Origin of the sequence: Leptolyngbya sp. PL-A3 (genome assembly GCF_039962325.1) — a bacterium.
GTDB lineage: Bacteria > Cyanobacteriota > Cyanobacteriia > Elainellales > Elainellaceae > Vacuolonema.
Genome location: NZ_JAMPLB010000028.1, coordinates 53,224 through 67,219, shown reverse-complemented (window position 1 = coordinate 67,219; position 13,996 = coordinate 53,224). Strand labels below are relative to the sequence as shown.

Annotated in this window: 12 protein-coding genes; 2 read left to right on the top strand and 10 right to left on the bottom strand. The window is 49.3% G+C overall.

Annotation, left to right across the window (positions count from 1 at the left end):
- Window positions 1-698 precede the first annotated feature (698 nt).
- From NDI52_RS20100 to NDI52_RS20055, 10 genes are all read right to left on the bottom strand, one after another.
- A complete protein-coding gene (locus NDI52_RS20100) occupies window positions 699-1,379 on the bottom strand; it encodes a YggS family pyridoxal phosphate-dependent enzyme (RefSeq protein ID WP_190770805.1) in 681 nt (226 codons plus the stop codon).
- A 97-nt stretch (window positions 1,380-1,476) separates the two neighbouring features.
- Window positions 1,477-1,746, bottom strand: a complete 270-nt coding sequence (gene pipX, locus NDI52_RS20095) for a transcriptional coactivator PipX (protein ID WP_190770826.1) — start codon at window positions 1,744-1,746, stop codon at window positions 1,477-1,479.
- Between the two features lie 666 nt (window positions 1,747-2,412).
- Window positions 2,413-3,327 (bottom strand): energy-coupling factor transporter transmembrane protein EcfT, encoded by a 915-nt coding sequence (locus tag NDI52_RS20090; protein WP_190770804.1) that lies wholly within the window; start codon window positions 3,325-3,327, stop codon window positions 2,413-2,415.
- A gap of 91 nt (window positions 3,328-3,418) precedes the next feature.
- Window positions 3,419-4,780 (bottom strand): ribosome biogenesis GTPase Der, encoded by a 1,362-nt coding sequence (gene der / locus NDI52_RS20085; protein ID WP_190770803.1) that lies wholly within the window; start codon window positions 4,778-4,780, stop codon window positions 3,419-3,421.
- Window positions 4,781-4,932: 152 nt separating this feature from the next.
- Complete coding sequence (locus NDI52_RS20080) at window positions 4,933-5,631, bottom strand: DnaJ domain-containing protein (protein ID WP_190770802.1); 699 nt, start codon at window positions 5,629-5,631, stop codon at window positions 4,933-4,935.
- A gap of 99 nt (window positions 5,632-5,730) precedes the next feature.
- Complete coding sequence (gene cysK / locus NDI52_RS20075; protein WP_190770801.1) at window positions 5,731-6,690, bottom strand: cysteine synthase A; 960 nt, start codon at window positions 6,688-6,690, stop codon at window positions 5,731-5,733.
- 24 nt (window positions 6,691-6,714) lie between these two features.
- A complete protein-coding gene (locus NDI52_RS20070) occupies window positions 6,715-7,152 on the bottom strand; it encodes an Rrf2 family transcriptional regulator (RefSeq protein WP_190770800.1) in 438 nt (145 codons plus the stop codon).
- A 145-nt stretch (window positions 7,153-7,297) separates the two neighbouring features.
- Window positions 7,298-8,893 carry an iron uptake porin gene (locus tag NDI52_RS20065; RefSeq protein ID WP_190770799.1) on the bottom strand — a complete coding sequence of 532 codons (1,596 nt, stop codon included), beginning with the start codon at window positions 8,891-8,893 and terminating at the stop codon, window positions 7,298-7,300.
- A 450-nt stretch (window positions 8,894-9,343) separates the two neighbouring features.
- Window positions 9,344-10,942, bottom strand: coding sequence for an iron uptake porin (locus NDI52_RS20060; protein ID WP_190789292.1), 1,599 nt, complete (start codon window positions 10,940-10,942; stop codon window positions 9,344-9,346).
- Between the two features lie 597 nt (window positions 10,943-11,539).
- Window positions 11,540-11,821, bottom strand: coding sequence for a 4a-hydroxytetrahydrobiopterin dehydratase (locus NDI52_RS20055; protein WP_190770797.1), 282 nt, complete (start codon window positions 11,819-11,821; stop codon window positions 11,540-11,542).
- Window positions 11,822-12,488: 667 nt separating this feature from the next.
- Between NDI52_RS20055 and NDI52_RS20050 the strand changes: the two genes are divergently transcribed.
- Both NDI52_RS20050 and NDI52_RS20045 read left to right on the top strand, forming a co-directional pair.
- A complete protein-coding gene (locus NDI52_RS20050) occupies window positions 12,489-12,959 on the top strand; it encodes a GUN4 domain-containing protein (protein WP_190770796.1) in 471 nt (156 codons plus the stop codon).
- A gap of 596 nt (window positions 12,960-13,555) precedes the next feature.
- Window positions 13,556-13,948: a Mo-dependent nitrogenase C-terminal domain-containing protein gene (locus tag NDI52_RS20045; protein ID WP_190770795.1), complete on the top strand. Its 393-nt coding sequence runs from the start codon at window positions 13,556-13,558 to the stop codon at window positions 13,946-13,948.
- Window positions 13,949-13,996: the final 48 nt, after the last annotated feature.

The window sequence follows — 13,996 nt, the reverse complement described above, 5'->3', positions numbered from 1 at the left end:
CAACTTAATAAAGAATTAAGATTTACGGCTGCCCCACGCGAAAGGAAGAATCTGTTTAATAGGTTCGATTTGACTCCACAGTATACATCAAATTCCAAAACGCAATACGTTTATCAGATCAAATCAGATGAATTTCCAGAAGATTTTCTTCAAAGCGGATTGCCATCTTTAAAAATGGATTGCTCCCGCTAAATCCTATGAAATTAGACAAATGGATATCGCAAATAACACCGGGGTCAAGCTAGCAGAACCTAATTCGAAGTAGGCAACACTGGGGATCATTCGCGGTGATCACATGGCAATTGAGTGATCTCACTTTCTTCAGTTAGCGCTTCTTTCAAATTCTTTGATCTGAAACTGAAAGGGACACTAAATTTTTGATCTAAGCCGGAATTATCATTGCTCCATGAAGCGATGAAATCCCATATTTAAACTCACTGAATGAAGCAGAGATCGGTGAGGCTGCGATCGCGTAACAAAATGTTGCAGAAATTGCCCTACAACTCGAGAATTGGGAGCGATGCTCCTCGAAAAACCTGCGGACAGAATGCTATGAAACCGCATTCTCAGCGTTATGTCAAGAGGATCAACAACACTATTGGTAGAGTTAGGTGGGGTTGATGCTGCTCTATTGGCTCCACATCTATGGGCAGCCTCAACAGAGTAGTTAGAATTTATTCACACCCACTGACTCAGGGTTAGGAGCGATCGCCGAACAGAGTCCGCCCTACTCGTACCAGAGTTGCCCCAGCTTGAATTGCCAGCGGGTAATCTCCAGACATCCCCATAGAGAGCTCTTTCATCCGGATGGTTTGCCAGGGGTGCTGACGAATCTTTTCGGCCAATTGATGAGCATCCTGAAAAACTGCCAGGGTTTCGTCGTCTGTCAAACCCAAAGGTGGAATCGTCATGATGCCGACGATGTTGAGGTGAGAGCAAGCATCCAGATCCACCAAGTCATTCCATAGTTGAACCTGATCCCAACCATACTTATTGGGATCAGACCGTAGTTTCACTTGAAGGCAGACTTGAGGCGGCACGGAGCGATCTTGGGCCAAGGCATTGAGGCGTTGAGCCAGTTTTAGACTATCAACCGAGTGAATCCAATCAAATAATTCCAGCGCTCGAGCAGCTTTATTAGTTTGAAGGTGCCCAATTAAATGCCAGGTCACATCAGGTAAATCAGACAGCTGAGCTCGCTTTGTTTCAGCTTCCTGGATGCGGCTTTCTCCAAAGTCGCGAATACCGGCATCATAAGCAGCTCGCATAGCTTCTACTGAAACCTGCTTAGTCACCGCAATCAGACGCACATGGGGCGGGATATTTTGACGGACTTCTGTGATGCGCTGGGCGATCGCCTGCGCTGGAAAAACAGCCATACCGGTACTCTCGATTGCAGCCGTACTCCATGCTAAAGCAGATATCTACCCAATAGATGATAGACGTGGGGCAAATCGTAAGGGTAGCAGAAAATTTTTAGTGGAACGTCTGCTTGTACGAGGCTTGTAGCTTTGTCAGCTCCTCCGATTGGCCGTGGCGGCGCAGACTACGCAAACGGTTCTCAAGCGCAAGGCGTGCATCTGCTCGGCTAACAGGCTCAAACTGGATGACCTGCTTTTCAACACTCACCAGGAAGAAAAGGCGCTGAGCATAGAGGGTCGCGAATAATTCCTGGCTGTTGTCGAGGAAGCAGATCCGGTAGAGCAAGCCAAAGGTGGGATGGTTCAGATAGGATTCAGTCGTCATCTGAGATGGCGCTGCTTTAGTAGCTCCTGCACTGGGAATTTGTATCGATTTCATAACGAGCGTAGGGCGAGGTGATGGGTAAACCCTGGGGCACAAGTACTGTCAACCCTCCAGTTATCCGGGTAGAGATGACGGGCTACAGGTATGTGCTGCGAAGGGGAGTAACTAAGCACAGGTTGGATAAAACCTCGCGGTAAAGCTTTGGTTGGTGCAACAGGTAGATGCAAGCCTTTAGCGGACGAGCAGCAGCTTTTCACATCGAGTACGGATTCAGAAGCCAGGTGTATGCAACAAGGGTTCAAATCTAAAGGGGGGAACTTTCGATGTGAGAGGGAAAGCATTTAGTAGGATGGAGCCTAGTTCCATCACGCTTAGGGGGTGAACCTGAGGGAGTGAGGTGAAACACGAACACCAAATCTGCACTAAGAGGGATGATTTGAGGAAAGCCTTATGCGGGTCTGTCTTTAACTCTAAGCTAAATTGTGCCCTTGCGCTACAAAAAGAACTTTTTTCGCAGCTATTTTGTAAAACTCAGGAGAGAGATCAATTCTCTTAATATTTTTTTGTGCTTTGTATCTTCCCTCAACCTTGACGCAATGCTCCAGTGCCTTAAGAGGGAGAACGGTTATACCGTTCTCCCTCTTAAGGCAAAAGTGTTTGCTGTGCTTATGAGTGAATACCACCCCACACTAAGCGGGCTACTACAAACAAGCCTGCTGCAATCAGAACCAGCCAATCAAGCGATCGCATACGCAACTGATACCACTGCATTCGGTGCTGGTCTGGAGTCGTGAACCCCCGTACCTGCATCGCATTTGCTGTTTGATCAGCCCGGACTAATAGGTTATCCACCAAACGCTCCGAAACGACTAACCACACTTGAGCAGAGTTACGCAACCCCAGCTTCTTCCAATGGATAGCCCGGGTACGGATCGAGCGGATCAAGTTCTGTACCTCCTCCAGCACTAGAGGGATGAAGCGCAGGGCCAGGGTTAGAGTCAGCACGATTTCCGCGACGGGAATATTCAGCCGCTTCAGAGGACGCATCAAGTGCTCAAGGCTAGTCGTTACTTCTTCGGGGGCTGTTGTTAGCAAATAAAGGTTGGTACTTGCCAGGAACGTAAAGACCAGGGTAGACAGGCGGACGGCCAGATCAAGCGATCGCCGCGTCACTCGCAAAAAACGCCACTCAAACAACTCATAACGGTATCCTGTGGGTTGGGGCAGCTCCACAGTTGGAGGCTTGTCTGGCAAAGTCAAGCTCAGGTCGTCTATTGGAAAGCGCGGTTGATGGCTAACCGTAATGCCATCAGGGGCAAATACTGTCACCAAGAACAGCAGCAAGCTGAAAAGGGTCACCAACCCCAATTGCTTCCACCACACCCGAAACGGCAATCCCGTACTGAGCATGAGCAGCAACATCCAGCCCAACAAAGATAACCGCCAATAGGGACTGGCCCCAATGGGAGTTAGCAGAAAGGCCATGAGCCATGCAAATTTGACCCGGGGATCCAGGCTGTGCAGCCAGGTCACTGGCTTTTCCAGATATAGCCCAATGGGAAGCGATCGCAGCAGATCCATGCAGCCAGGTCACCTAAAGAAGGCAGAGAAACAACGGTTCAGGAAAAGGCTGAAGAAACCCATCCCTGAACCTATGGTAAAAGACGGCTGGCTACACACGTGTTGCTCGATTTGCACCACCACGCTCCACTTCCCGCAGCTTCTTGCCTCGCCACATTAGGCGGATCGGAGTGCCCGTAAATCCCAAACTTTCCCGGAACTGTCGTTCGATATAGCGGCGGTAGTTGTCTCCGAAGAGTTTCGCATCGTTGACGAAGAGGGCAATCGCTGGAGGAGATGCCGCAACTTGAGTTCCGTAGTAAATTTTGCCCTGCCGCCCCTGCCGGGTTGCTGGAGGCGAGTGCCAGGAGGTAGCGTCCTCCAACACCTCATTAATAACGGAGGTTGTGACTCGCCGTTTCCGTTGTTCCGCGGCCTGGTCAACAAAGTCAAGAACTTTTTCAACCCGTAGACCTGAGTGGGCACTGACAAAAATTAAGGGAGCCCATTCCATGAAATTGAGGCGATCGCGCACCAACTTCTCATGGTCATAAATCGTGTAAGCATCCTTCTCAACGGCATCCCACTTATTCACCACAATGACGCAGGCACAACCATCTTCAGCAATGCGACCAGCCAGTTTTTGATCCTGCTCAGTAACGCCATCCAGGGCATCAATCACCAGCAAGACAACTTCGGCTCGTCGAATCGCTTTAAAGGCACGGTTGATACCGAAAAACTCGGGGCCGTATTCCACATTCTTCTTCTTGCGGATTCCAGCCGTATCAATCAACCGATACCGCCGTCCGCCCCGTTCCACCAGGGTATCAATAGCATCACGAGTGGTTCCGGAAACCGGGCTTACAATGGCCCGTTCTTCGCCTACAAAGGCATTCAACAAACTGGATTTCCCGACATTGGGGCGACCAATAATGGCAACCCGCGTAGCCTCTGGTTCGTCTTCGGTTGGGGCCGGGGGCAACAGTTCCACGACCTGATCCAAAATTTCGCCAGTACCGTTGCCATGAATAGCCGAAATAGGGAACGGCTCACCCACGCCCAATTCCCAGAACTCTGCTGCCTGGATCAAGCCATTCTCAACGGACTCACACTTGTTCACGGCCAGGAGAACAGGAACGGATTGCTGACGCAACCAGGTGGCGATCGCCTCATCCGCCGCAGTAATACCTGTGCTACCGTCTACCACCATAATCGCAACACTCGCTTCTGCCAGGGCCAGCATGGCCTGCTGACGAATTAGCGGCAAAAAGGCGGTGTCATCATCGAAAATTAAGCCACCTGTATCGACAACCTGGAAGTCGCGATCGCGCCAGTAGGCGTTGCGATAGGTGCGATCGCGGGTCACCCCCGGCTCGTCATGCACAATCGCATCCCGCTCTTCCGCCAAACGGTTCACTAGGGTTGATTTGCCCACATTCGGGCGGCCAATAATTGCAACAATCGGAAGAGCCATAGGACTAGACGCCTCCCTGGGGAGACAAACGGACAACGGATCCATTCTCGCTTATAATCGAGAACTCCGGGGCAGAATTGCCTCTGTCTTTTGCTGTGTAATCTTCACATTATGAGGCGGATTTCACCCTCTCATAGCAGCGTAAGCCAGCCCTATACCTGACATTGCTGCATTGCAGCCTGTGCCTCTCGCCTCAAACCTCGAGCAATTCTGAATAATTCTTGTCCAGTGTGTAAATAGTGCTCGCTGTAACTGGCCGTAAATCTTTCTAGCTCATCCAAACCATCACCGATCTGGTTTAAACAGTAATACAAATGGGCAGCAACCCCGGCCACGACGGGGGGGTTAGGCATTGCCTGAAACAGTTGATGGGCTTTATCTAGATTTGCGCGGCAGTCTTCTAGATAAATCTGGAAATCTTCCATCAAATCATCGTCAAATGGGTCTGCGGACAGTTCGTCAATTTGGTCTTGCAATGGGTTCAGAATCTGATTAAGCAGCCGATTAACCGGTTGATAAGTTTGCCGGATCCACCGTTTTAACTGTTCGTCATCTGTAGAGCCTTGTCGCTTTTGACGGTACTCATTCTGAGCACTAGTCGCTCGTTCCTGTCGGGCTTCATGTCCATTAAAGCGGGTTTTAATCTGACGATCGTAGGTGCGACGTTGGAGCGGGTCGCTGAGCACTTCATAAGCGACGTTGATACTAGCAATGCGATCGTGATTATTGCTATTGGGATTACGATCGGGGTGAAAGCGTTTAACTAGATTTCGGTACGCTTGCTTGATCTCCGCCTGACTGGCAGAGGGGGTCACATCTAAGGTTTCGTAGTGATTCGGAATGCGGCTCATGTCCTCATTGTATAGCGATCGCCCGTCGCGTTAAGACACCAAAAGAGGGTGGGGAAATCACTCCCACCCGCTCTAAAAGGTTGATGATTCAAAAGGAGATTAAGATATACCCGCTACAACCAACTCTGGATCCTGGAAGAGCGGAGTGCTGAGGTAACGCTCGCCGAAACTGGGTTGTACCATGACAATTAGTTTGCCTTCATTCTCAGGCCGTCTCCCAATTTCCAGCGCGGCGGCTAGAGCGGCACCGCTAGAGATACCCGATAGGAGGCCCTCCTCGCGGGCGAGACGACGACCAAAAGCGATCGCATCGTCATCAGAAACCCTGACCACCTCATCAATTAAATCCCGCTTTAAAACATCAGGAACAAACCCGGCACCAATCCCTTGAATCTTGTGAGGACCAGGACGCCCTCCAGAGAGTATGGGACTGCTGATGGGCTCAACGGCGATCGCTTTGAATTCTGGCTTTTTCTGCTTCAAAACCTCCGCAACCCCAGTCAGGGTTCCCCCCGTTCCTACACCCGCAACCAGAAAATCAACGGCACCATCCGTATCTTCCCAAATTTCTAGTGCTGTCGTTTCTCGGTGAATGCGGGGATTAGCCGGATTCTGAAACTGCTGAAGCATATAGGCATCTGGTAGCTGGGCAACGATTTCCTGCGCCCGTTGAATGCAACCACTCATCCCCTCAACACCGGGGGTCAGTTCCAACTCGGCTCCATAGGCCCGTAGCATAGCTCGTCGCTCCGAGCTCATGGTTTCTGGCATGGTGAGGATCAGCCGATATCCCTTGGCTGCCGCTGCCATTGCCAGAGCAATTCCCGTATTTCCAGACGTCGGCTCAACCAATACTGAGCGACCTGGCGCAATTTTCCCTTCCGCCTCTGCCGCTTCAATCATACTGATGCCAATTCGATCCTTTACGGACGCCGAGGGATTCATGCCCTCCAGCTTGACAACAATCTCAGCTCGACAGTTTTCTGATTGGGGAATGCGATTTAGTTTTACTAAAGGGGTACGGCCAATCAGCTCGGTAATATTATTTGCAATACGCATAGGGCCAGAAGTTTATCTGTGGGTCTAAATGTAATACATGATGTCTAGCTGACGGCGAGCATCGCGTTTTTCCAGAAGGTCCTGCAGTGTGTACTTCTGTAGAACGGTATCAGCGGCCTGGCACGCCTCTTGCCACACATCGAGGATGACTGAACCTTCAAGAGAGCGGGCTTCGCGGGCTCCCTCCGCACTCTGCCCCTCAACCCCTTCTATGCAGCTAACAACATCAAAAAGGGTAACCTGCCAGGGCTCCTGTGCCAGTACATAACCACCCTTAGCACCTCGTTGACTGCGTACCAACCCTCCTCGTCGTAATGTCGCTAGCAGTTGCTCAAGGTAGCGATCTGGAATGTGCTGTTCTGCAGCAATTTGCCGAATCTGTAAGGGTTCGCCGCTTGCAGCATTGGCGGCCAACGCTAACAACGCCAGCAATGCATACTCACTTTTACAGGAAAGCTCCACAGTTCAGTCCAATCAACGAAAGGAATAAAAGCTATACCTTCAGTATACTCCGGTTTCCCTGTGGGAATTGTGGTTTTTTCCAAGACCTAAAAAAAGCTCCACCCTAGGGTGGAGCTTTTTTACTTAATCTGGGAATCCCATCAGCTTAGAAGCGGAAGGAAGTCCGAACGGTACCGATTACAACAGCATCGTTATCGCTATCGTTTCCTACGTTGTCAATGAAGGCAACGGAAGGAGTGATGGAGATGTTGTCAGACAGAGGAATCCGGTAGAGAGCTTCGATGCTCACAGCGTTGTCCTGACGAATGGCACCGCCACCAGCCAAGTCATAGTTGGCATAGGTGGGAACACCAACGATCAGACCCAGCAAGCTGCCATCGATACCCAGGTCTTCAACACCTAGGGTAGCTGCATAGCTCCAGTACTCACCTTGACCAACGTTGCCGTTGTTGAAGGTGTCGCCATCGATGTAGGAGATCCAGCCACCGATGTTGAACACGTCACCCAGGACAAAGTTAGCGCTCAAACCATAGCCATTGAAGATGGCGTCGCCAACAGCTCCACTGATTTCACTGTTACCGACATAAGCGTTGACATAGGTAGCAGCAACGGTCAGATCTCCGGTGTCGAAAGTCAACTGACCGAAGAAGGTGCTGTCGCCGTTGAACAAGCCGTCGTCTTGGCTAGGATCAGAGGCTTCATCAGTCAGGTAACCTGCACCGATTTGGAAGGCATCACCGAAGTCATAGGTCACACCCAGAGCTTCATCCTGACGACCCAAGTCATAGATGGGGTTGTAGCCGAAGTTCAGGACAGAACCCGTGGTGCTGCTATCAAAGGGGCTAACCGAGGTAACGATGTCGCTGATACCAACACTGTTGAGACCGATCGTGAATACAGCGCCACCTAGAGGGAACTGATAGTAGAAGTCATCCAAACGGATGTCATCATCAGTATCGGTCTGGAAGCTGAAAGCGGTCTGGTTAGAAGCAATCCCTTCAGGAATGAAGTTGCTATCTTCTGTACCAGGCACGTTTTGGAAGGTGTTGAAGTCACCAGACTGAAGACGAGTACGCAACAGGTCGTCGCCTGTAAAGCTGGTATCAAAGTTCAAACGAACGCGATCGCCCAGAGCAACGTTGTTTTCGCTACCGATATCGAGGTTTTCACCACCGAAGATGTCACTAACAGCGAAAATAGCTTCACCACGCAAACGAGTGGTGGTAGAGAACTGGTTCGCTTCCAACTCATCAACTGCTGCTTCCAGAGCGTCTACACGACCCCGAAGTGCAGCCAGTTCTGCCGCAAATTCGCGCTGCAGTGCTTCAATCCGAGCCAGTTGCTCTGCATCCAGCTGAGCCCCTGCGATCGCATCCAAGCAAGCAGCCAGACCAGCTGCGAATTCATAACGGGTCAGAGCTCGGTTACCGCGGTAGGTACCGTCGGGATAACCTTCCAAACAGTCCAGTCCACCCTGGTCTTCGGAGTTGGCCAGGAAAGACAGTGCTTCATAGGCCCAGTCGCTGGGGCTGACATCAGAAAATTGCGTAACAGAGGTCACCTGAGCCAGTTCACCCGCTCCACGACCTTCGTTGCTGTACTGCATTACCTGATCGAGGGTAGCCATTTCGTTAGCACTACCAGCTGCAGGAGCAGTTTGAGCGAGAGCAGCGGAGGAAACCAGGGTGGCACCCAGAACTGCTGGGGCTACCAGCAGAGACTTCCACAGTAACTTAGACATTCAATTATCCTCACACCTTGCTAAAAGGACTCACAACCTAAACGGTTATAGCACCATTTAACGGGACGGTATGTCCCTGTGTGTACAGATTAGCAGAAAGCTCTCTGGGATCGAAACCCCTACTTACAGCCTTTATAAAGTTTTGAAATACCAATAATCAGGGTAAAAACTTGATTGATAAAGGTTTATCTCCGGAACTTTAAGCAAAAATCTACGGTCTATTGAAACTGCTGAAGTTGATTTAGGATAGTTTGCTTTTTGTGGGAAACCCCACAAAAAGCAAACTTGCAAGCTCTCTATCTGGGGACATTAGCAGAATCTATTGGAGAAACTCCAGAGCAGTAAGGCTTCTTCAAACCCTTGGCAGGAAAAACTCCAATATTCATACAGTTCCTTGTAGATCTGTAGATCCTGAAAATGGAGTTTGCAGAAAGAGAACGTTTGAGGAGCTTAGAAGCGGAAGGAAGTCCGAACCGTACCCACTACAACGGCATCATTGTCGGTATCGTTTCCTACGTTGTCAATAAAGGCAACGGAAGGAGTGATGGAGATGTTGTCAGATAGAGGAATCCGGTACAGAGCTTCAATGCTGACGGCGTTGTCCTGACGGATGTTGCCACCGGCAGCAAAATCATAGCTACCGTAAGTGGGAACGCCAACAATCAGACCCAGCAAGCTACCATCGATGCCCAGGTCTTCAATACCCAGGGTAGCTGCATAGGTCCAGTACTCACCTTGACCAACGTTGCCGTTGTTGAAGGTGTCGCCATCGATGTAGGAGATCCAGCCACCGATGTTGAATACGTCACCCAGGACAAAGTTAGCGCTCAAACCATAGCCATTGAAGATGGCATCCCCAGCGGCTCCACTGATATCGCTGTTACCGACATAGGCATTGACATAGGTAGCAGCAACGGTCAAATCTCCATTATCGAAGGTCAATTGCCCAAAGAAGGTGCTGTCGCCATTGAACAAGCCCTGGTCTTGGCGAGGATCAGACGCTTGGTCAGTCAGGTAACCTGCACCAATCTGGAAGCTGTCACCAAAGTCATAAGTCACGCCCAGAGCTTCATCCTGACGACCCAGGTCATAGATAGGGTTATAGCCGAAGTTCAGCACAGAGCCCTGACTGCCACTATCAAATGGGCTCACGGTGGTGACAATATCCGAAATTGTGGTCGTGTTCAGACCGATAGTGAAGGTTGCACCACCGAGAGGGAACTGGTAGTAAAAATCGTTGAGGACGATATCGTTATCGGTATTGGAATCAAAGCTCAGGTCCGTCTGCTCTCTTTGAATCCCCTCAGGAACTGCAGGAGTAGGAACGCCAACAAATCGACCATTGGAACCTGTAAACCAGTCACCAGACTGAAGACGAGTACGCAACAGGTCGTCGCCCGTGAAGCTGGTATCAAAGTTCAAACGAACGCGATCGCCTAAAACAAGGTTGTTTGAATCATCGATATTGAGGTTATCACCGCCGAAAATGTCAGTAACAGCGAAGATAGCTTCACCACGCAAACGAGTCGTGGTAGAGAACTGGTTCGCTTCCAACTCATCAACTGCTGCTTCCAAAGCGTCTACACGACCCCGAAGTGCAGCCAGCTCTGCCGCAAATTCGCGCTGCAGTGCTTCAATCCGAGCCAGTTGCTCTGCATCCAGCTGAGCCCCTGCGATCGCATCCAAGCAAGCAGCCAAACCAGCTGCGAATTCGTAACGGGTCAGAGCTCGGTTACCACGGTAGGTACCGTCAGGATAACCTTCCAAACAGTCCAGTCCACCCTGGTCTTCGGAGTTGGCCAGGAAAGACAGTGCTTCATAGGCCCAGTCGCTGGGGCTGACGTCAGAAAATTGCGTAACAGAGGTCACCTGAGCCAGTTCACCCGCTCCACGACCTTCATTGCTATACTGCATCACCCGATCGAGTGTTGCCAGCTCTGTGGAGCTGTTCGCTTCAGGAGCAGTTTGGGCGAATGCCACAGAGGAAACCAGAGCAGCCCCTAATACCGCTGGTGCAACCAGCAGGGACTTCCACAGTAACTTAGCCATTAAATTGTCCTCACACCTTTGTAATACGAGGCTAAAGGAGTCCATAGCAAAGCCTTGCAGAACTATGCAAACCTGTAGCCTAGGTAAATTTACTATTTGTGCATCGAATAAGTATGTGTCCCCGGAAACATAGCTTCTAATTCTGATTCAGAATTTTGGATTCTCGTTATAAGGAAGACAAAAGAAGCAATGTAGCTTATTTCAGACTAGGTACAAGATATTGAAAATGCTAAAAAATCTTCGAGGTACTTAGCACAAAAAGTACCCAACTACTAAGCAATATTGTGGAAGTTACACCCAATATTCAACTTCGTTCATCCAGAGAGATAGGATAAAATCTGTGACGAATCTAGCTCATGCCTTATACGGCTAAAAACTACAAACTAGTACGCTGAGGCGTAAATATATAACCTATTTTTCTGTGGGGGTGCGAAGCAACCCCCACAGAAAAATAGGTTACGGACTTAGGCCGTAGCCTACTAGATAAAACCTGATTTTTTTATGGAAGGCGGGCTCTGACACACCTTCCATAAAAAAATTCAGATTTTATCCTACTACGAGGTCTTAACTAATAGCTGATTCCTGAACAGACGCATATCAAGCAATGCTCGAAATAACGGTAGCCATGTCAAAGTCCTGCTTTGTCAGTCCTCCGGCATCATGGGTGGTGAGGCGAATGATGACTTTGTTGTAGGAAATGGAGAGGTCAGGATGATGGCCGGCAGTTTCAGCAGGTTCTACAAGTTGATTGACGAAAGCGATCGCCTCAACAAATCCCTTAAAGGTACGCACACTACGGATGGCTTTCCCCTCTAGCTCCCAACCCGGCAGTTGCTCTAGATGGGCCTGAATCTCAGTATCAGTGAGTAGTTGTGCCATGGACATACCCTGCTATCAGCCATACTTGTTCATTCCTCATTAAAAGGGATGATTCTGCAGATATCACGTATCCTCAAAACCAATTCCCTTTAAAAACTATCCGCCCTCCCGCAAGATACCATTTCCGAGGAAAGGCACAAGCAGGAGGGCGGTGTAGCGGGCTTTCAAGTTGAATCTGACTGCCGAGAGGATCTCAAAGTCCGACTCAGCAAGCTCTAGATAGGTCTATTGATTGCTAAAGCCAATCCTTAGAGAACGGCCTCGGCGCACAGCCGATGTACTACAACCTGATCACCCATCCGTTTACTACTATCTTGCATGGGCACCACCTCCTGGTTTACTAAAGGACATCGTTATTGAGAACCGCTCTCTGGCGTACCAGAGGCTTAAATGGAATATAACATAGGGTTTTTGGAAACTGCAGCGAAATAATCAAATTTTTGAAAGTTTCAGGTTAGGTTGTGGCCAACGCCTTTCAGAGCTGGAGTTTCAGGCTTGAGAAGGATGAAATATTAATCTCTAAAAGCGGGCACAACAGGATGACCAATCCAGGCTGGTATTGTATGGTGCAAGGAGACAATCACGGAAGATTAAGTTTTCAGTATTTTTGGGCAAACTTCACGCAGAATTGCATCGGTCTCATCACGGAGTTTCTTGGAGGTAAGCCATGGATGAAGATTACGCACAGCTTGAGAAGTATCTGAAATCAGGGCTTTGGCGATTGGCCGACCTTGAGACCCGTAAACTGTTTTATACTTCCTGTGGATTAAATCCCAATGATCAGCAACGTCTTGCGGTAAATCAGTTACCATGTGACGTGTTGCAAAATACTGATCAGCTCTGGCTACGCTATAGCCGCAAGCGGTTTGGTTTTTCGGTGCAGCGGCAGATTTGGAATGCTTGCCAGGAAAAGTATTACGACAAAACTGAAGCTTGGAATCAGTTTGGCAGCAAGGTAGGCTGGCGTGTTAACCACCTCCTCAAACAGAATTACTGGAAGCCACATAAGGAACTTACATTCAAGTCAGAAGCTCCTGTTGGTCATCTTCCCCACATGGGTGAACAATTTGGGATTTATACCGTTCAGAGTCTGATTCAGCAGTTAGATTACTGCGCATCTACCCCAGCAGCTTTTTAATATCGTTTCTCCAAATTCTGCATCTTATAAAGAGAGCACTACGCATTGCGTAGCGCTCTCACTTTTATGTTCAAATTTAGTTTTTTGGTATTGCTTATAGGAAGATGAACTGGAATACCAACCTATAGATTGGCGTTCCAGTTTATCTTTCTATGAGCAATCAAGTTTTTGTAGGGGCAACAAAATTAGATGAAGATGTACGCCTTTTATTCAATCTTGTATGTGTAACTTACGGCACACAACAAAATGCGTAAATCCTTTCCAATTAGTAACCATGGATGCAGATGAGCCTGGACATGCGTGAACACCCGGAAGGGTTGGGGAAACCGCTTGAAAGTTGGGTGGTTCTACCCACAGGTTAAAAGCGGCGATCAGGCAGGATCAGAGTGTCATGCAGGCAGTGATGTATCGCTCACCTGCATGGCAAGGTTTCATCACTTGAATGCCCCATCTTACAAGCGTCCCAGACCTAACTGGTGCCATCAGGGGATTAAACCATGTGATCCCCATAAAGCTTCCGGAAAGCCCCATCGGCATGATGTGGATCCTGATATCAGCCAGAGATACCGCTCAGAATGGTTCAAAAGGAAAAGGCCATGAATGCTTCTGAAAAGCCCGCAGAACTGCTTGCCTCTGATTCAAACTTTGTGAGTTGGGTCTGGTTACCTGCCTCCAGTGCATTGCCCGCAAAGGAGACCAAGTCAACTCAAGTGCTCCCATCCATGCCTCGTGTGGATGTACTACAACCCCTGCGTCAACTGTTGGGTGACCTGGATGTACGCCAAGAGCAGCGTGCCCACAAGATTTGCCAACTGATTCCTTCTCAATGCCCATTTGAACGAACCATTCGGCTATTTGGTCGGACTTTGTTTCATATTCCTCCCCTGTGCAAGCTCAACCCGTTGTATGAAGAGTTGATTGCCTTGCGCTTCCGAGCTTTGTGTTATCTGGCCGATGAGTGCGGAGAAGATATCACTCCCTACTGCTAATAACTGCAAGAGCAAAAAAAGGAATGTTCACGGAACCTTTCACCGTGA

Coding starts and splice junctions, on each gene's coding strand:
- NDI52_RS20100 (WP_190770805.1), bottom strand. CDS start 1,379: ATGGCTGTTTTTCCAGCGCAGGCGATCGCCCAGCGCATCACAGAAGTC.
- pipX (WP_190770826.1), bottom strand. CDS start 1,746: ATGACGACTGAATCCTATCTGAACCATCCCACCTTTGGCTTGCTCTAC.
- NDI52_RS20090 (WP_190770804.1), bottom strand. CDS start 3,327: ATGGATCTGCTGCGATCGCTTCCCATTGGGCTATATCTGGAAAAGCCA.
- der (WP_190770803.1), bottom strand. CDS start 4,780: ATGGCTCTTCCGATTGTTGCAATTATTGGCCGCCCGAATGTGGGCAAA.
- NDI52_RS20080 (WP_190770802.1), bottom strand. CDS start 5,631: ATGAGCCGCATTCCGAATCACTACGAAACCTTAGATGTGACCCCCTCT.
- cysK (WP_190770801.1), bottom strand. CDS start 6,690: ATGCGTATTGCAAATAATATTACCGAGCTGATTGGCCGTACCCCTTTA.
- NDI52_RS20065 (WP_190770799.1), bottom strand. CDS start 8,893: ATGTCTAAGTTACTGTGGAAGTCTCTGCTGGTAGCCCCAGCAGTTCTG.
- NDI52_RS20060 (WP_190789292.1), bottom strand. CDS start 10,942: ATGGCTAAGTTACTGTGGAAGTCCCTGCTGGTTGCACCAGCGGTATTA.
- NDI52_RS20055 (WP_190770797.1), bottom strand. CDS start 11,821: ATGGCACAACTACTCACTGATACTGAGATTCAGGCCCATCTAGAGCAA.
- NDI52_RS20050 (WP_190770796.1), top strand. CDS start 12,489: ATGGATGAAGATTACGCACAGCTTGAGAAGTATCTGAAATCAGGGCTT.
- NDI52_RS20045 (WP_190770795.1), top strand. CDS start 13,556: ATGAATGCTTCTGAAAAGCCCGCAGAACTGCTTGCCTCTGATTCAAAC.